Here is an 18,121-nt window from a genome sequence, read left to right on the forward strand (position 1 = left end):
GCGCAAAGCCGGAGCCACGGAAAACCGCGTCCCCGGCGTCACGGAGATCAGGCCGCTCGATCGAGGAGCTTCTTGGCCTTGGCCTCCATGTCGAGGCGGGCGTCTTGATGGGGCTTGTCGCGGGCGACGGCGGTGATGCCCTGAACGAAGTCGAAGATGCTCACCGGCGGGCGGCCTTCCTCAGCCAGTACCGTGTCGATGATCTTCCCGGCCTCGGCCTTGGAGAAACCGCGACGGCGCAGGAAGTCGGTGCGGTCTTCGTCCGTTCTCGCCACGATTCGCTCGCGCGCCGCCTTGATCCCGTTGACGAAGGGCAGGGGCGAGGAGTTCGCGAAGTTCAACAGTGCTGGGGCCGCCTCATGTGCAAACCGGTTGGCGGCGTATTTGCTGTGGCGGATGGTGATTTCCTCGAAATCTTCCACGCCCCACAAATTTCGATTTTGGCAGACCGCGCGGAGATAGAAGCTCGCCATGCCAAGTGTCTTGGCGCCGACCTCGGAGTTCCAGCAGTAGAAGCCGCGGAAGTAGAGATCCGGCGAGCCGTCCGGCAGGCGGCCGGCCTCGATCGGATTCAGGTCATCGACCAGGAACAGGAAGACGTCTCGATCGGAAGCATAGAGCGTCGTCGTGTCCTTGGTGATATCGACGCGCGGATTGTAGACGCCGGTCGACCAGTCGAGCACGCCCGGTACCTTCCAGCGGGTGTCACCCGTGCCGTTGCCGGCGATGCGCTGCACGGCTTCCACCAGTTCTGCGTCGAATATCCTCCCATAATCTGGGCCGGTGACGGCGCGCAGTTCCGTGCGACCGTCATCGGTTTCCAGCGTCTTGATCTGCTCGGCGCGATTGGATGTCAGGCCATATTGCAGGTTGATCCCGGCGAGCGCGGCCGGGAGCTGCCGTAAATAGGCGGCGGGTGCGCCGACCAGGCTGGCGAGTTGGCCGAAGGACCAGTGCGTCGGCGCAATGGCCGTATCGGTGCCGGGCAGGATGAGGGCCAACCGCTCCGGGTTGTTGCGGTTCGCCTCGACATGGATCAGCGCGCTTTCCACCACGCGCGTCTTGCTGCGATCGGCGCGGTCACGCACCGATCGCGCCAGCTCGGACAGCGAGAGGTATCGCTCGTCGGCCGGACGCGAGAACCACTCAGACGAGACGCGACCGACCCGCTCGCCGCGGCTGACATCCACCTTGTAACCGCCGGTCGTGTCACGGCGCGCATCGAGAACTTGCATGTTCATGGGACCAATCTCCACGACGGGCGCGGGAGCCTCTCTCCCAGCTATTTACCCGTCACGGAAACCGGTCCGCACTCTCACTCTCAGGGGCGTTGCGGGGTCTCCCCGCAGAAGGGGTCGGTCGAGACCTTGGGCTCGGCCGCAGGGGAAGGCCTTCCCCTTCAGGACATTGGTCGAATTCGCTCTCGCTCGTTCACGATGTGTAGGGGGAGGCGCTTCCAACATGCTTGCGGGGAGCGTCAAACGGCCCATCGAGGAAGAAGGCGAGATACTCGGCCACCAGGCCCAATTCTTCGTTTTCTTTGCCGATCGGAGCCCGGGTGAAGATTTCCAGCGCCGTAGCGAGCAGCCGGTCATAGGGGCGCGGGTGAATGGCAAAACGCGAGGAGAGCGGGTAGCCGAAATCCGTCGCCATGGCCGCGAAGATGGCACGTTGAACATGGCCATTGCCGTCAAGGAAGGGGTGAATTTTCCCAAACCAGCAGAAGGTGTAGGTCAAGGCGATCAGCCTGCCGAAGTCGTCTGCATTGGTGTCCGCAAGCAAGTCTCGGGAGTTCTTCAGCAACTCGGCCATGCGCGACACCACTTCGCCGGGCAGGCAGAATTCATAGTCGTTACCCGGCTCGAGTTGGCTCTCGGCAGAAATCCTCCGGTCGAAGAGCGCGGTGCCGGGCGTGCCGCGATAGGTGCCTGCATATTCGGGGTGATCGGACGGCGCGAAAGGCGCAAACAATTCCCGATGCAAGTCGAGCGGATCAGCCAAGATAGCCTGTCGCCGATGGGGATCTGCAACGATCTCGGTCAATAGCTGTCCGCAGCGCGCGGACATGGCGGCGTCATAGTCTTTCGTCGCGTGCGCTTGCCATCGTGGCGGGTGCTTCGTCATTGCTCAGTTCTCCCCGGCTTGTGTCGCGCGCTTTAAATGAGGAATGGTTGGCGTGGGCCGGGCCACTCGTCGGTTTCCATCTGGAGCGCGAGATCAGCGCTGGCGATGCGCCGCAGGCTCGATGCGGCGATGAACTGCACCCCCAAAGCGAGCTTGACCACCTGCAGCCGCTTCAATCCTGCCGGCTTGTATCGGCTTTCGACATAGGGCGGGAGGGCACCAACGACGGCCTGGACGCGTCGGTCATCGCGGTGCGGGCGCGCGTCCGCCATACGGCGGGCAAGCGACGACAGATTGTGGCCGTCCTTGCCCTTTCTGAAGGACTCCGGATCGACACCGTCCCGGACAAGGGCCGCCTTCATCGAAAGTTCGGCCACCATACAGATCGGCTGGATTACCGAGTCATGGCTGAACGTCGTCGGGAGGGTGTTCGCCACATCTTCGAGATTGGACCGCGCCATGCACCAGAGCGTGGTCGCCGCTGGATTCCCTTGTTCGACTTCATTCAAACCATTGGTGAAATCGTGGAGATCGGCGACCGCGAGAGAAACTTCGCCGGCAATTGCCCGATCCTGCCTACACCAGTTCCACCATTCCTCGGCGCTAGAGAACCCTGCTACCCGCCAGGGCTGGAGCGACACCTGGCCGAATACGACCGGGAAGGTGAGCTTGCGGACCTGATCGACGGACGCAGCGAAACCGATCCCAGCACCTGGCCAGCTCGTGCTGACCTCGGGCACCATGGCGGTATAGGTGTCCATGATCGGTTTGACTTCGGGGTTTCCGCCGACCCCCATGACGAAGTTGGAACCGAGAAGCTCCATTGCGGCACGGAATGGCCGCTGATGGACGTGGATGCCTTCCTCCGCGTATTTGAGATCGAGCCGTCGAAGATCGTCCAACGTCCATGCGGTCATGTGCGATTTTCCTTCCTTGCGGATTTCAGGATTCCGAGATCTTCGGAAATCCGCTTTTGAGACGGCGCGAGGGTCGAGAGCGCTTCGACTGCCGCCCACCACGAACAGAACCGCGGTCCCACGTCTTCTTCATTCGTATGGAAGCTCCCCGAACAGCCCGATCATGAGATCACCGTCGTAGAGCGAGAACGGAATCTCGACATAGTGGTCGCGATGGCGAGGCAGCGCGCGGCCATCGTTCGGGCCGTTCTTGGTGTGGCCGCGAACGTGCTCTCCACCTTCCTTGATGTAGGGCAGCACAACGAGGCGGCCGTGATTGGTGGAGAGGATCGTCCCTTCCTTCCAGATCGTCGCGCCTTCGGACTCTCGCGTCGACGATGTCTCCTTGACCAGCCAGCCGACACCGCCATCCGGCTCGTACCAGAAGACAATGCCGTTTGAGACAAGCACGTGTTCGCCTCGTGCAAGCGCTTCGGCGAGCATCCGCTGAACGCTCGCGAGCTGAAGCAATTGATTGGCGCGGGGCAGAAGGATCTGCCGGATCCTGGCCTTTGTCTTTCCCCAATGGGTGCTGGCGCTCAGACCGAAGCCGTTGGCAATCTTTGCACGTTCTGCGATCTGCGCGCCTCTCTCGCCGGGCTGATAGGGTTTCGACCAAACGCCATCCGGGGCCAAGTATAGAAGGACGTAGCGCCATTGGTTGCCCGAGCGTCCTACCTTGGCCACTTTCAGATACGGCATCGTGGCCAGTTGTTCGGCAAGATCCTGACGATAGCGCTCGGAGTCCGGCGCGAGTTTTAAAGCGGCTGCGTCCGGCCGCTCGTCATCAGCGTGACGGCGTAGAGATTCGGCCAGCATCAGTGCTTCTTCGTCTTGCAGACGCTGTTTTGCCTGCAGGGTCTTGTCAATCTTGAGTTCGAGCGATCGTTTGACAACGGGATCCATGGCACGCGCGGAGAGTGCCTGACGCAAGGTCGGATTGAGTGCATTGGCGGCCGCGATTGCAGCTTCGCGACCAGGATAATGATCGGTAAAGACGCTGTCGTTTTCGCCTGGCACCATGCGCTCTCGCCAGACCGGTGCGAGCTCACCCTTGTCGATGAGCTCCTGCATCAACCAACGCTCGAACAAGGGACGATAGTGAGGCCAGACGGCCAGGACGACATCGGACGCCCGTTTCAACTCGGACCATTTCACCATCGGCCGTCGCCTCCGACGTGGGGCAATGTGGCGTGATACAGCATCATCATGCAGCCTTCTCCTGACGGGTCCGGATGTCGGCGATCCATTTTTCCAGCGCGTCGATCTCTGCTTCGATGACGGAAGGTGCGGGCAGCCGCGGATTGATCTCTCCAGGCTGACTGTGAAGCAGCGCGGAACAACGTCCGAACGCTTCGCGCATCACGGTGCAATCCCCGGCCGTAAGGACAGTGAGTTTGATGAGACCCATCGTGTCGACCTTGCGCGAGAGGCGACGGATCACCGGCCCGATAACCTCCTCGACGGCGCGTTCCCAAATGGTGCGAAGCTGGTCCTGGAAGGACGTCACCTCGCGCAGCCATTTTGCCTGATCGCCGCGTTCGTGATGGATTTTCACATTGGCAAGGTGCGCCTTCATCCCGTCGATCACCTTGTCGAGCGGCATGACATTGGCGGGTGGATCCTGGTGGCAATAGCCGGCGTTCTCAGCGCCGCGGCTGATGAGGCGGTACGCAACCGGCGTCGCTTCCCGGTCCTTGGTCGCCCGGCAGGCTTCATCGAGTAGAAGTAAGAACGCCATGTCATGAGTGAACACGATCACCTGACGGGTCTGCCCGGCCTCAGGCAATCGGGCGGCGACCCTGTCGCGATGCAAATGGTCGAGCGAGGACACGGGATCGTCGAACACGATCGCTGACTGCGCGTCGATGGTCGACAGTTCGGCGAGGAAAGCCGCAAGCGCGACGCATCGGTGCTCGCCTTCGCTCAGAACCTTCCCCACCGGCTCGCTGGGCTTATTGATGAGCCGGACCTGGAAGAAGGGCACGCCCGCCGTGGTCTTGGCCTGCTGAAGCTCGATGGCGAGACCGGCGACGCCGAGCTTGTCCACCTCGATTGCGAACCGACCACGCAGGCGGTTGGTGACGAGCGCTTGCGCGATACGGGCGCTCTGGGTCGTGATTTTGTTTGTGGTCGTGTCCTTGCTGGCTTTCTCGATCACCTCGATGGCCTTGAGGCGCTCGATCTGGGCGAGAACATCGGCTTTCACCAAGCCGAGCCATTTGCGGTCCGCAAGGCCATCGCGCTCGGCGACGAGTGCGACGCGCCGCGGGGAGCTGGCCTCCGACTGCAAGCCTTCGATACGCGTGGCGATACCGCTGAGGGCCGTGCGCAGCGGATCGAGGGAAATGGTGGCCGGGGATGGAAGGTCAGACGGGGCCGCGTCGCCATGGGTTCGCAATATGGCGCGCAGCCGCCAAGCCAGGTGGAGGATCTCGCGGCGAAGGGTCCTCGCCACTTCTTCCTGGCCGATGTCATCGCGCATCGTCGCGACGATCGCGGCGAGAGACTTCATCGAGATGGCTTGCGACGCGACCTCTTCGAGCTTCTCGTCATATGCGTCCACAGCTTCCTGCTCGCGGCGCTTGCTCTCGTCCTGCACGAAGGCTTCGAAGCTGCTGAGCCGCTTCGAGGCTTCTTCGCTGAGCGGCTGCTGGCAGAGGACGCAATGGGCCCCAGTACCCGCTACGGGGAACGGCCGATCAGGATACGCGGATGCGCGGGAATAATCTCGGGCCGCCTCCCACAAGACCTTCCAGACGTCCGAGCCGATGTCGGGCAGAGGCTCATCGGCGAACAGGTTGGCGGAGGCGGCAGCGGCAGCGGAGCGCGCCGTTGCAAGGCGCGTATGGGCGTCGCGTAGCGCTGCCCGGGTTTCGTCCGTGGCGGCGACCATGAGCGGCTCGATCTGCTCGATCGCCGACTTGATGCGGGCTTCCTGGCTCTGGAGCTGGCGGACCGTGCGCGCAGGGTCGCTGGCCAGGTCGGTGTTCAGCGTTTGCAGCCGGGTTTCTTCTTCCGCCGTCAGGCCCGCTAGCTTCTCGACGCCTTCCTCCTTCGTCTTGCCCGACAGGCTAGCGATCAACTTGCCGACCAGCGTGTCCGGTTTGCATTCGGGCTTCGACAGGATCGCGGGTGTCTGCTCTTGGAGCGCTTTTATCTCGGCGGCCAGTTTGGCCTTCACATCCTGGCATGCTTGCGCGAGACCCGCGAGGATCCGGAGCGGCAACGGCGTATAGGCGAGATCGTTGGTGTTCTCGACATGCACATTGGCAGTGCGCGAGTCGAAGACACTGACGGCCGAGAGCATTGGATCAGGCGCGCTTCCCTGAATCCAGGATGCGCTTCGCTTCTGTCCGCCGATGAAGAAGTCAACGCTGGCGGTGGGGGTGCCGGAACCAGCCGCATAGATGTTGGGAAGGATCGCGTCGCCCTTCGGCGAGCGTGCCCGGCAGAGTTGCTTTAGGACGCGGGCGTAGCCGGATTTGCCGGCGCCGTTGTCGCCATAGATGACCGTGAGACCGGTCTTGCCGAAGGATAGACGCTCGCCCGGTGCGAGGGCATTGACGTTCGACAGACCATGGAGCGCGCCGAGGCTGACGATGGCGTGGCTAGCTGCCGGGTCCCTGATATGGCTTGGGTCGAGGGAAGCGGCTTGGTCGATCGCCTTACAGACAGCGACGAGGGCCGTGATGTCGGCGCTTTCTAGCTTGGGCTGACTACACAGCCGGCGCAGCGCATCGCGCTGCCAGGCCGGCAGGTCCGCCGACCATTTGAGGATGTCGGCCAGCGCCGCTGCCTCATTCGAGAGATCGGTCTCCTGCGTTTCCATCTTTCTGTCCCCTAATCGTGCCGTGTCCGATGTGGCCGGCCGTTTCCCCATGATGCTTATGTTTGGTGTTCACCGGATCAGGTGCCCCCTCTGATGCGTCGCTCCTCACCGATCGGGATGATCCAGCCGCCGGCGCGATCCGGCCGAGCAAATTCGTCCGGACCCACTGTCTGCGTCAGGCGGATACGAACGCTTTGCAGCTCCGCGTCGATAACGGCACGAATGAGATCGCGCTCGATGCCGACGAAGACCGGCCGGAGGTTGAGGCGAGCGAGCGCCTCCTGATCGGCGGGCGCAACGTCGGTGTCAGCGACCGGCCCGGCACGGGTGACGATCCCTCCGATCAGTCCGCCCATGGCTGTGGCCTTTTCCACCTCTCTCACCGGCGTGGCATCCAGCAACGCTCGGGCGCGTTGGAGGTCCCCTTGGAGTCTTCGCGCGAAGGGCTGGTGGGTGAGGCCGCGGAGCGCACTGGCTAGCTCAGCGTGCCCGAGCGACTTGATGAGATTGGCGATATGGAGGCGGAGAAGCCCGATGAAGAGCGCGTCTTTCTCCTCCGGCTTGATCGGCTCGCCTTCATCGACTGGATCGCGGACTGAGAGGTGGGCGTCGGTCGGATTTGGCGCCGCCATCCCCCAGCGGGTCGCGATGGCAATGCGCTTTACTGTGACCTTCCGGCCTCCGGCGGTGAGATCTATCCGTCCGGCCTGAGCCCAGGCGCGGTTCAATGCTTTGGCCGGGCCGCCACTATCATGGCAACCCTTCGCTTCGGCCACGGTCAAGGAGGACAGGTCGGACGCGCAGGCGATCCAGTCGGGCAGGTCGCCACGGGACAAGCGCGTGACTTTGACCTGTCGGCGGCGATCGAGGTCGATGATGCGGCTGCCGAGATGCGCGAAGATCGAAAGGTTGAAGTAGCGTTCCAGATAGGCGCGGGCAACGAAGCGGCCGAACAGGCCAGATAGCGCGACCTTCACCTCGCGGGCCTGTCCAAGCGGTTCCCGGAAGATGAAGGGCGTACCCGCGCCGGTTGGCGTCAACAGCGCGTCCAGGATGGACCACGCGCCATATGCCGCCCCTGGCGTCTGCAACACTTCGCGAATCCCGGCGTCCTCGATCTCCGAGACTTCGAGGTCGACGGTCGCGCCCGTGACAGGGCTGGATGCGGGCGGATCGAAATTGTGCAGGAAGGTCCTCGTCATAGCGCCAGCGCCCGCTTGAGATCGTCATGCTCGAAAGCGCTGGCCATGCGGCTGATCTCCGCCGATCGAGCGCCGACCGCCTTGGCTGTATCGCGCCAGGTCGCGGTCACGATCGCGACCTCTTTGATAATCGCGCGGGCCTGCGGCAGTGTGAGCGCGAAAAACTCGGACGCCGCCTCCAGCAGATCGAGCGAACAGGTGCCCTCGTCGAGATCGATGTTCGTGGTCAGCACCCGCGCCTTGAGATCGGTCGGAACGGGATTTAGGTCGTATGCTGGCGAGAGAGACCAACCCGCCTTTCCCAGCCACAGGAAACCGTGATTGCGGAGGTGGTCGTCGACATTGGAGATCAGCACATTGAAGACGACACGCCGATAGAGGGCATGGGCGTCCGTCTTCCCCTGAGCGCCGTGTTGAGCAAGGGCATCGACGATCTCCGGATAGCTGCCGCGCTCGCCGTCCTTAGCGCCCATCATCGCCATCGCCGACAGGAACGGGATGCGGATCGCACCGTCGCGATCGAAGCGTCGCGACAACATGACCGCCTTGCCGGCGACGTCGATCAGCTCGTGTTGAGGCGTGGCAATACGTGCCTGGCCGGCTAGCCGCAGCGCGATCTCTTCCCAGGTCTCCATACTGTAGTCGTCGGTCTCCTTCGGGAATTTCGCTATGGAGAGGTGACCATGTTGGTCGATGACCGACGCCTTCGGTCGGGCACCGCCAAGAGAGGAGCCTGGGGCAAAGATGAGCTGTAGGTCTTCATCCGTTTCCTCGTCCCGGAGAATCCGTTCGGTGATCTGGAGCAACCGGCCGAGCTCGATTAGGGCAGGAACGCCTGCGCGGATCGGCGCTTGGAAAATCTCTTCGCCGACCCAGCGGAAACGGAGTGCGCCAAGCCGGGTCTCGTCGGCGACGCCGAGCAGGTAGTCGCTTTCTACAAGCGTGCGAACCGCGCGGCCTTCTCGATCGGCGAGACGGCGTTCGGCGCGCTGCATGAGGCGCCGGCCCCAGGTATCCGGCGCTGAGTCGCCGATGGAGCCGAAAGTCGCAAGACCGGCAGGAGGGGCGAAGGCGCCGCGGGTCAGAGCAAGAGCCGGCTCCAGGGAGAAGCGGTCGGGGTCCTCAAGCCATGCGCTGTCATACTCGAAGAGGATGGTCTCGGTGCCCCGGACGCGATTGCTCCTCGCCAGTCCGATGGGGCGTGTGCGACCGTCCAAATCGATATGGACCTCGAAGTCAGCCATCGCGGGACGATCCGGTTGGCCGCTTGAGGTGGACATGCTTGGGCAGGTCGGCGCTGGCGAGCGCCTGACCGACGCTGTCGTTGCTGATGTCGGCGACCTGGCTCAGGCCGTCGAGGAGGCCGAGCGCCTGCAGGACGCCGGCATAAATGCCGACGCTGACGTTGGTGTCCCCGGCTTCGACCCTTTGCAGCGTGGAGCGAGACGTGAAGGCGCGCTCGGCTACGACCGCCATCGGCAGCCGTCGGCGTCGACGGGCATCATGGATATCCGCCCCAAGCTTGCGCAGCGCGCGCCGCACCGCAGCAGGAGGGTTGTGTGGAGTGGGCATTTTGACACCTTCGCACTACAGATCGACCGAATATGTAGCACGAAGATTACAATTTATCTAGGCCCTTTGAGGACCTCATCTCAGCAGAGAACGAAGGTTCGATCTTACCGCTGTCGTGACGGCATCGACCGGGACCCTCCGGACGTCGGCGATCGCTGCGACCGTGGTTTTCACGTCCGCGGGCTCGCTGGGACGACCGTCAACCTGAGTGAAAGGGCCGTCTGTCTCCGTCAGTATGCGATCGATAGGCAAGTCGGAGACGAGGGAACGGCCGCGATCCGAGCGGGTCATCTCGGCATTGACGGAGAAATAGCAGCCGAGCGCCGCCGCACGTCGAGCCTCGCTTTTGCTTCCGGTGAACCAGTGAAGCACGACGGTGCCGCGATCCTGCGGGAGATATTGTTCGATCATATCGAGCACCGCTGGAACGCTCCTCACACTGTGGACAGTGAGAATCTTGCCTCCTGCTTCTGCGCATCGCTCAAGGACGCTACGGAACACATGCTTTTGGGTATCCAGCGATTTGTAGAAGCGCGGGCCGGCATCAAGACCGACTTCACCGACGTAGCGTGTCTCAGGCAGGTGACGCTCCCATAGCGGGAACTCGCCGGCGCGCTCCGCGACGAGCTGCGGATGCAGGCCGAGCGCAGCGCGCACGAAGCGGGTATGACGCGTGAGTTCATGATTGCGCGCCCAGGCCTTTGGCGTCGTCGTGACGGTCAGGGTGTAGATCCGAGCTGCTTCTGCCCTCGCGATCGCGGCCTCATGGTCGGGATAGAGGTCGAGATGGCAGTGGAAATCGACACCGACGGCTTGAGCATTCTCGGTCATCCCGGCCGCGTCCTCACACCTGCCAGGAGAGCTCCAACCTCTTCAAGGCCGCGCCGGTAGACGCCAGCGAGAGCAGCTTGCCGAGCTGGCGATTCATCGAAGAGTGGCCCCGGCTTGTGGATGAGAATCGGCGCCAGTGCCGGCCGGGCGCGAAGCCGCTCGATCGCAAGCTGGAAAGAGCGAATCTGGACACCTTCTGATTGGCGTGTGTCGAGCGCGCGGGCGGTGAGGTCATCGACCGTGTAGACGGTGGGATCTGGATCGGGGCGTAAGCCGGCAACGAGTGCTGCCCGTCTGATGAGACATGGCAGGCAATAGCCGCAATGCTGTGTGCCGAGACCCTGCCAGCGTCCCTTGGTCGGAGCCGCGCAGGATAGCGATGAGGGGACGAGGCGACGTAATAATGCGCCGTTGGTGCAGGCTGCGACCATCTCGCCCTTGGTCCTATCCCAATAGGGATTTTCGATCCTGCCGTTCAGGCCGAGCCCATGGAGGGCGTCATTCCAACGGGCGATGTAAAAAGGATGGGTCGTGCGCGTGCTTAGTGCGCCGAGGCGCAATGGATCGAGCGGCACGTTGACGGCGATGAGGCCGTTCTCGGGCACTTTCAAGGTGAACGCCCGCTCAAGTCCGCTTCCAGCGAAGACGCCGAGGGCGAAAAACAGGAACGACCTGCCGCGGGTCGTATTCTCTCCGCCTGAACCCCGGACGAAGCCATCCGGGTATGCCATCCAGAGGCGCAAGCGATCGAAGGCGCGGCCTCGATAGTGGGTCTTCAACGTGTCGAAGATGGTGGACTGCGCATCGCTGGTCGCACCTTCGCCAGCGTGACTAATGAGAAGCGGTGTACGGCCATTCTCAAGGGCGTCGATCGCGCCGATGAGACTGTCGAGGCCGCCCGAGAAGAGGGCGAGATCGTCGAAGGGAGGACCAATAAGCCGAGCAGGGTGTTCGGGAGCGACCCTGACGAAACGGCGCGGTCGGGCGCGAAACGCGATCGACCAGCGGTCGCCGGTGAGAAAGTTCAGCATCCGGACGAAGGTCGGCGCGACGGCTGTCCATCGATCGGGATCGGAAACCGGGACGATCAGCCGGATTTCGCGGGTCCAGCCATCCTGCGATTCACTCGCCCGCGAAATGCGTGTGTCAGCAGCGTGGACGTGGGCGGCCAGAACCAGGATGTCGACGCCGATCTCTGAAGGATGAACGCCAAGCCGCGACAGATCGCCGATCGCGCGGCCGATACCGTGATTGAGGGTTCGCTCGCCGACAACCAGGTCAAGGCGGGTTTCGACTTCTCCATCGCCAAGTGAAAAGCGGCTGCGGTCGCCGGGGCCGTATCGGCCTATGATGACGTGTCTCCTCATGTGCCTTCCGCCTCCGCATCGCCCATGATCTGCAAGATCCCGAACGCTTGCTCGTAGATGCGCCCGACGAACTGGAGCACGCGATCGGGCGTCAGCGCTGCAGCCGCGGCGCGGGCGACCGTGAGCGCATCGGCCACCCCGCGCCGGATGAAGTCGTTCAATTGCGCCTGCACGCGCGCGGCTTCGCGACTATCCGACGGCAGGGTGATCGTCTTCGCGCCGATGTCGTTGCAGAGCCGTGCTTCGATCGCGTTGGTCGCATACAGCTCGAACACAGTCTGCATCTGATCGGCGGTGAGGCCGTCGAGGTCGGCAATGCCTGCACCGGCAAGGTCCGTGATGGTTTCGATGAACGCTTCGCGTGCGATGCCTTCGTCGATCGAACCGCCGTCAGGACACACATAGTCCGCCAGGCCGAGAAAGATTTCTTCGATAGGGCGGCCTGCGAGAGCGCCGAGGTTGAGCGCACGAAGCGCTTCGGTCGCGCCGCGTGCGACGGCGTCCGACAGGAAGCCAAGCAAGCGGCTGCCTGCGCCGCGCGCCGATCCCATCCTTGCGGCCGCCGTGCGCGCCCCACCTGCCGATGAGCCCACGTAGTGCGAGACGGCTCGGCCGAGACTCTTGCGGTCGCTGCCGCCCGAACCAGCGAAACGCGAGAAGTTGTTGCGAGCCGCTGAGAAGCGCGCGGGATCGGCTACCGGCGGTATGGGCGGGCGAGCCGGCGGTGCCGGGGGAGCGGCTGGTGGGGCGCCGTCTGCTGGCGCATCCACGGGCGGACCGTCTGGTGGTCCACCATCAGGTGGGGCTCCGTCTGGAGCGGCAGGCGGTGCGCCGTCATCGCCTAGCCAGCTCGGGACGAGGGGCGTCCGGCCGCCCTGGCCGCCGAATGCACTGGAGGTGCCCATCAGCGGGCTCCCTGGCGGGTGCGAAGAACACCCGTGGCCGCCACCTTGAGCATCGCACCACCTTCTTTGCCCCAGGTCTGAAGGAGGCGGTCGAAGCGTTGGGTCGCATCGCCATCCTTGAGAACACCTTCCCAGCCGCCGCAGACCCATGGACCGAGACGATCTCGCGGGAGCGCTTCGAGGAAATCGACGAGATTGGCCTGCAGGGTCGGATGAGCCTTTACGAGAACCACCAAGCCGGCCGCGCCAGGCGGCTCAGTGTCAAAGCTGTCCCCACCGACGATGCGGCCGCGCACCGCTTCGAAGATCTGCGCCGCTTCGGGTGGGGCCAGGCGCTTGAGATCGGCTTCGAGGCCCTGCACCGCGAATTTCGCGCCGAAGAGCTGTTCGACCACGGCAGCAAGGTGGCCGAGCACTGAGGCGGCGCCGAAATAATCCTTCCTGTCCTTTGCGACGAAGAGGTAGGGGCGAAGATCCTCGCCACCGATCGCAGTTGGCACCGCCGCCCAGGCTTTGATCGCAGGCGAGGATAGCCATTCGCTCAAGAGCGCGCTCTCGGTCGACTTCACGGCTTCCAGTTTGGGCGTCGACTTCACGGCGTCATCGCCTTTGGCAGCGGCCTTCTCCGGCTTGGCCGCAGTTTTCGCGTCATCCTTGGCGGTCGCCGCCGCTTCGAGCGCTGACAGGTCCGGGCATTTGCCATTTGCTGCTGCCGCGGCGGCTGCGGCGATTTGATCGAAGAGGCGGGGCAGGAACCGCTCGGCGAGCATGAGTTTTGCGAGCACCGGCAGCTTGACGTCATCCCCGAACCCTCTCGCTTCGGCGATGCGCTGCCGCAAGACGAGCGTGTTGAGGAATCGCTTGATCTGACGCGGATTGCCCTTGGTTCCGTTGGCGAGGATCGGTCCGATCTGATCGCTGAGCGCCAACGCATTGTTGGCGCGCGAAGCCTTGTCCCCGAGAGCGACTCTGACGGTGGCAGCATCGAGCGCGCCGGAGGTCCACGGGCGCTTAAGCCGTTCACGAGCGATCTTGATCAAATCATTGAACGCCGGGTCGTTGTCGCCGAGTTCGGCGCCGACAAGGAGGAGAGTGACATAGATGCGCGTTTCCGTGTCCCCCAGCGCAGGGATTCGGAAGGGCACCTGGATGAGCTTTTCAAGGTAGTTCCGGGCATATGTCTGCGGACCGGTGCTGTCCGGCAGATCGGGAAAGTGTTTGCGCACCGCATATTCGATCATCGCCTCGTCGGCGGCGACGACAAAGGCGGTTCGCGACGTGAAGACGAAGAGACGGACGGCCTCCAAGGTCTCGATTGCGGTATCGGGCAAGCAGCGATCGAGGTCATCGATCAGGACGACGAGTTGCGCGACACCGGCCTTGTCGAGAAGATCGTCGAAGGCTTTCCGGAATGCGTTGATCTCCTCGGGAACGTTGGTCGAGTCGCCTTCACCCTTCGGCTTCAACAGGCCTTTCACGCCTTCGACGGCTGCTTCGAGATTGTCCTTGGTCGCGAGCTTTGCCGGATCGGCGAGGAAGCCTTCCAAGGTGCCGACGATGGTCTGAATCTGATCGGGAGTCGGAATTCCGGTGAAGGCGGTGAACGCGAGCCCACCAGCCTTCTTCGCCATCTTGAGCCAGTCGATCCGGCGAAAGACGTCCTTGACTGTTTCGCCCGCCGCAGTGAGAGCGGGTCGCTTTTCGATGAGCCCTGTGACGATGCCTTCGATAAGCGCAATTTTAGCGTCTTCGAATCCCTGAAAACGCCAGCCGTTGAACTTGAGGCACAGGACCTTCGCTTCCCCCTCGAAGCCGGCCTCGATCATCTCCAGCACACTAGACTTGCCGGCGCCCCAATCGCCATGGACACCAACAGTCACCGGTTGATCGGGCCGGTCGCGCAAGAGCTTGATGATGGTTGCTGCGATCGCCTCGTTGTTGAGAAGGTCGACCTTGGTCTCGTTGTCCGTCAGGATCACTGCTTGCCCCCCCACACGTTCAGCAGCCGATGGAGCCCGTCCTGGCGGCTGCGCATCCGCAACAGCAGTTCGCCTGCCTCCTTCGTGCTACGGATCTTGGGATTGTGTAGCATGAAGCTTACAATCTTGCTAGATTGAGAGTCGCCACATGAATTCTACGACGATCCGGGACACGTCGTTCGTCGGATCTCACCGCAATGAGTTGTTGGCAGACCTCGGCAGGATGCAATGGCGCGCGCTTCCGCACCTGGATGAACTCGAGGCGGGGATGAAGGAACCCGAGGGCTGGTAGGTTATGATGTCGTTTCGTGAAGCCCAGGCGGTCGAAGACCTGGCGGACCTTCTCTACGATTTTCTCCCCGGAAGCGGAAACAACAGGACCGCATTTCCGCTTGCCGCTGCGCAGGCTGGTGTTGGCGATCTGTGGGTCGCAGGCAGCAAGCGGCCCGCGATCGTCCAACTCTTGACCGCGACGCTCGAACAGCGCCGGTCGTGTTTCACCAAGCTAATCGTGGCGATCGTCCGACAGGCGATGACCTACCGGCGCGGCAAGGGAAATCCCCTGAGCCGCGAAGAAATTGATCGGCTGAACATTCTCCTTCCGGGCGTCCAGTTCAAAATCCCCGAGTTGCTTGATTCAAGCTTCCTCAGCAGCTTCGGCTCGGCGAAGGCGGGGGAACCTGCGCCGCAGGCGTCTTCGACTTTGAGTGAGGCAAAGGCCCAGGAACTCGCGACGCTGCTCGTTGAGATCACCAAGCTCGACCCCCAGACGCGAGGTCTGCGATTCGAAGGCTTCCTCAACGAGCTGTTCGCCGGCTTCGGGCTCGCACCGCGCGGCTCGTTCCGTCTCGTCGGCGAGCAGATCGATGGCAGTTTCAAGCTGCATGGACAGACCTATCTGGTGGAAGCGAAATGGCACGGGCCTCAGATTGGCTTCGCCGATCTGATGACCTTTTCGGGCAAAGTCGGCGGAAAGGCGTCGTGGTCGCGTGGACTGTTCGTTAGCAATTCCGGCTTCACGACCGAGGGGCTCGAAGCGTTCTCGCGTGGGCGGCAAACCAATCTGATATGCGCTGACGGACTCGACCTCTATGAGGTCCTCTCGCGCAAGGTCTCATTGATCGCGGTGTTAGAAGCGAAGGAACGCCGTGCTGCCGAAACGAACCGGGCGTTCGTCGCCGTGCGAGATCTAAATCTCTGAGCGGGAGTTGAATGGCTTTGGGCTGCGATGACGGTATAGCCAGTGAGGTATGGGCGATGACGCATCGTACTGCAGCGTGCAGACGGCGGGGCGGACTTGATCGATGTTGGGTGGGCCTCCTGCACCGTGTTCGGCGATAGATGGCGGAAGGCGCATTTTGCGAAAGCAGCCGAAAAATCCAATGTTTTCAGAAGCGCGAGGTTTTGACGGATTGGCTGACGGTATAGCGAGTCGTGAAAAAATCTTTACCGAGCAAATTCAATCCGTTATGAGGGCAGGAAACAATCGAGTGGGAATGATCCCACGTCCGGCATGAGCCGGCATCTAGAGGCAATAAGACACGGAAAAGCCCGCAGAAATGCGGGCTTTTTTGCGTCTGGGCCATGTCGTGTAGGGCACTGTCTGGCAGCGGCAAGCACGTATTTTGAATGGCACGATTAATGGTATGCGAACCGCTGACAGGCTAGCGAGGGCAGCGATACCATGCCCGCGCCAGAGCGCGTACATGGTACTGGAAATTTCTAAACGTCTGAGTTGCAAGCGGAATATGGTCAAAAATCGGGGGTCTGAGAGCATGGTATTTTTCGGCGTGTTGGAGCGGTTCGCATGCTGACCGATACCAAGCTGCGGAATCTGAAGCCCAAGGAGAAGCTCTACAAGGTGAACGACCGGGACGGGCTGTACGTGGCGGTCACGCCGGCAGGATCGATCTCGTTCCGCTACAACTACGCGATCAACGGTCGCCAGGAGACGATCACCTTCGGCCGGTATGGCGTTGGCGGCATCACGCTGGCCGAGGCGCGCGAGCAGCTCAACGAAGCCAAGAAGATGGTCGCGGCGGGGAAATCGCCGGCGAAGGAGAAGGCGCGGAACAAGGCCCGCATCAAGGATGCGGACACGTTCGAGGCTTGGGCCGAAAAATGGCTTCGCGGTTACCAGATGGCAGAGTCCACGCGCGACATGCGCCGTGCCATCTTCGAGCGCGAGCTCAAGGCGAAGTTCGGCAACCAGAAGCTGCCCGAGATCACCCATGAAGATCTGCGCGCGCTGACCGATGCCATTGTCGAACGCGGCGCGCCGGCGACGGCCGTCCACGCTCGCGAGGTAGTGTTCCAGGTGTTCCGTTGGGCGATCGAGCGCGGCCAGAAGGTGGAGAACCCGGCGGAGCTGGTCCGTCCTACCACGATCGCGCGTTTCGAGCCGAGGGACAGGGCGCTGACGCCCGACGAGATCGCGCTCATGTACCAGTACATCGAGCGGATCGGCACCAGCCCCTCCATCCGGGCCGCGGCCAAGCTCCTGCTGCTCACCATGGTCCGCAAGAGCGAGCTGACCAACGCCAAGTGGAGCGAGATCAATTTCAGCGAAGCGCTGTGGACCATCCCAAAGGAGCGCATGAAGCGGCGCAATCCGCACCTGGTTTTCCTGTCGCGGCAGGCGCTGGATATCTTCATCGCGCTCAAAACCTTCGCAGGTGGATCGGAGTACGTTCTCCCGTCGCGGTACGATTTCGACCTGCCGATGAGCAGCGCAACGCTCAACCAGGTGCTGACGCTGACCTATCGATTGGCGCAGAAGGACGGCAAGCCGCTCGCAAAGTTCGGTCCGCACGATCTGCGGCGCACCGCCAGCACGCTGCTGCATGAAGCGGGGTACAACACCGACTGGATCGAGAAGTGCTTGGCTCACGAGCAGCGTGGCGTGCGCGCGGTGTACAACAAGGCTGAATACCGCGAGCAGCGAGCCGGAATGTTGCAGGATGGGCGGACATGATCGAGGAGTGGGCGGCGAGATCGGCATAGCGCTCGTATCTGCCAAGGCGCCGTGTCGGCAGACGCGTTGTTCTAACTCAACCAAAACCTGTCCGGAATAGAGGCTAGCGCTTTTGAGACCGATTGGCGGTGCTTGATGTCCAGACCCTTGGCGATCTCGGTTTGGCTTAGGCCGTTTTTGTGCAGGTAAAGCATTATCTTCTTCCTGTCATTTACGTGGCTTTGAACAAAATCAATGGCATGTCGCCTTAGTGTTCCGAGATCGGCCTGTAGAAGGTTGTGCTGTCTGAACCGCGCCGGGTCTGCCGGAGGCGTTGGGTTGTGAGTCACGCTGCCATATCGAGGTTGTCCGCGGCAGCATAATATTGCTCTTCGGCTTC

At 62.5% G+C, this 18,121-nt stretch carries 14 protein-coding genes; 2 read left to right on the plus strand and 12 right to left on the minus strand.

Annotated elements, in window-relative coordinates; all coding sequences use genetic code 11:
* Positions 1-47: 47 nt before the first annotated feature.
* From GGR89_RS17805 to qatA, 12 genes are all read right to left on the minus strand, one after another.
* Positions 48-1,241 (minus strand): DUF932 domain-containing protein, encoded by a 1,194-nt coding sequence (locus GGR89_RS17805; RefSeq protein ID WP_151606843.1) that lies wholly within the window; start codon positions 1,239-1,241, stop codon positions 48-50.
* 190 nt (positions 1,242-1,431) lie between these two features.
* Positions 1,432-2,124 (minus strand): Fic family protein, encoded by a 693-nt coding sequence (locus GGR89_RS17810; RefSeq protein WP_151606841.1) that lies wholly within the window; start codon positions 2,122-2,124, stop codon positions 1,432-1,434.
* Positions 2,125-2,156: 32 nt separating this feature from the next.
* A complete protein-coding gene (locus GGR89_RS17815; protein WP_151606839.1) occupies positions 2,157-3,041 on the minus strand; it encodes a hypothetical protein in 885 nt (294 codons plus the stop codon).
* Positions 3,042-3,170: 129 nt separating this feature from the next.
* Positions 3,171-4,241 (minus strand): hypothetical protein, encoded by a 1,071-nt coding sequence (locus GGR89_RS17820; protein ID WP_151606837.1) that lies wholly within the window; start codon positions 4,239-4,241, stop codon positions 3,171-3,173.
* A gap of 46 nt (positions 4,242-4,287) precedes the next feature.
* Positions 4,288-6,912 carry an AAA family ATPase gene (locus GGR89_RS17825; RefSeq protein WP_167713028.1) on the minus strand — a complete coding sequence of 875 codons (2,625 nt, stop codon included), beginning with the start codon at positions 6,910-6,912 and terminating at the stop codon, positions 4,288-4,290.
* 77 nt (positions 6,913-6,989) lie between these two features.
* A complete protein-coding gene (locus tag GGR89_RS17830; protein ID WP_192798596.1) occupies positions 6,990-8,114 on the minus strand; it encodes a hypothetical protein in 1,125 nt (374 codons plus the stop codon).
* On the minus strand, positions 8,111-9,358 hold the full coding sequence (locus GGR89_RS17835; protein ID WP_167713030.1) for a type II toxin-antitoxin system HipA family toxin: 1,248 nt from the start codon (positions 9,356-9,358) through the stop codon (positions 8,111-8,113). Before GGR89_RS17835 ends, GGR89_RS17830 begins: the two co-directional genes overlap by 4 nt.
* The gene (locus GGR89_RS17840) at positions 9,351-9,686 is read right to left on the minus strand and encodes a helix-turn-helix domain-containing protein (RefSeq protein WP_126848722.1); all 336 of its coding nucleotides are present in this window, start codon (positions 9,684-9,686) and stop codon (positions 9,351-9,353) included. Before GGR89_RS17840 ends, GGR89_RS17835 begins: the two co-directional genes overlap by 8 nt.
* A 75-nt stretch (positions 9,687-9,761) precedes the next feature.
* Entirely contained in the window at positions 9,762-10,517 is a 756-nt protein-coding gene (gene qatD / locus GGR89_RS17845) for a Qat anti-phage system TatD family nuclease QatD (RefSeq protein ID WP_126848721.1), read from the minus strand.
* Positions 10,514-11,884, minus strand: coding sequence for a Qat anti-phage system QueC-like protein QatC (gene qatC / locus GGR89_RS17850; RefSeq protein ID WP_151606832.1), 1,371 nt, complete (start codon positions 11,882-11,884; stop codon positions 10,514-10,516). The genes qatD and qatC overlap by 4 nt, the downstream gene beginning before the upstream one ends.
* Positions 11,881-12,789: a Qat anti-phage system associated protein QatB gene (gene qatB / locus GGR89_RS22825; RefSeq protein WP_167713032.1), complete on the minus strand. Its 909-nt coding sequence runs from the start codon at positions 12,787-12,789 to the stop codon at positions 11,881-11,883. Before qatB ends, qatC begins: the two co-directional genes overlap by 4 nt.
* The gene (gene qatA, locus GGR89_RS17860; RefSeq protein WP_151606828.1) at positions 12,789-14,768 is read right to left on the minus strand and encodes a Qat anti-phage system ATPase QatA; all 1,980 of its coding nucleotides are present in this window, start codon (positions 14,766-14,768) and stop codon (positions 12,789-12,791) included. Before qatA ends, qatB begins: the two co-directional genes overlap by 1 nt.
* Before the next feature lie 295 nt (positions 14,769-15,063).
* Here qatA and GGR89_RS17865 point away from each other — a divergent pair, with 295 nt between their 5' ends.
* On the plus strand, positions 15,064-15,969 hold the full coding sequence (locus tag GGR89_RS17865) for a restriction endonuclease (protein ID WP_232252425.1): 906 nt from the start codon (positions 15,064-15,066) through the stop codon (positions 15,967-15,969).
* Between the two features lie 606 nt (positions 15,970-16,575).
* Positions 16,576-17,742 carry a tyrosine-type recombinase/integrase gene (locus tag GGR89_RS17870; protein WP_425338776.1) on the plus strand — a complete coding sequence of 389 codons (1,167 nt, stop codon included), beginning with the start codon at positions 16,576-16,578 and terminating at the stop codon, positions 17,740-17,742.
* The last annotated feature ends 379 nt before the right edge of the window (positions 17,743-18,121 follow it).

Source organism: Sphingomonas trueperi (genome assembly GCF_011927635.1).
Lineage (GTDB): Bacteria > Pseudomonadota > Alphaproteobacteria > Sphingomonadales > Sphingomonadaceae > Sphingomonas > Sphingomonas trueperi.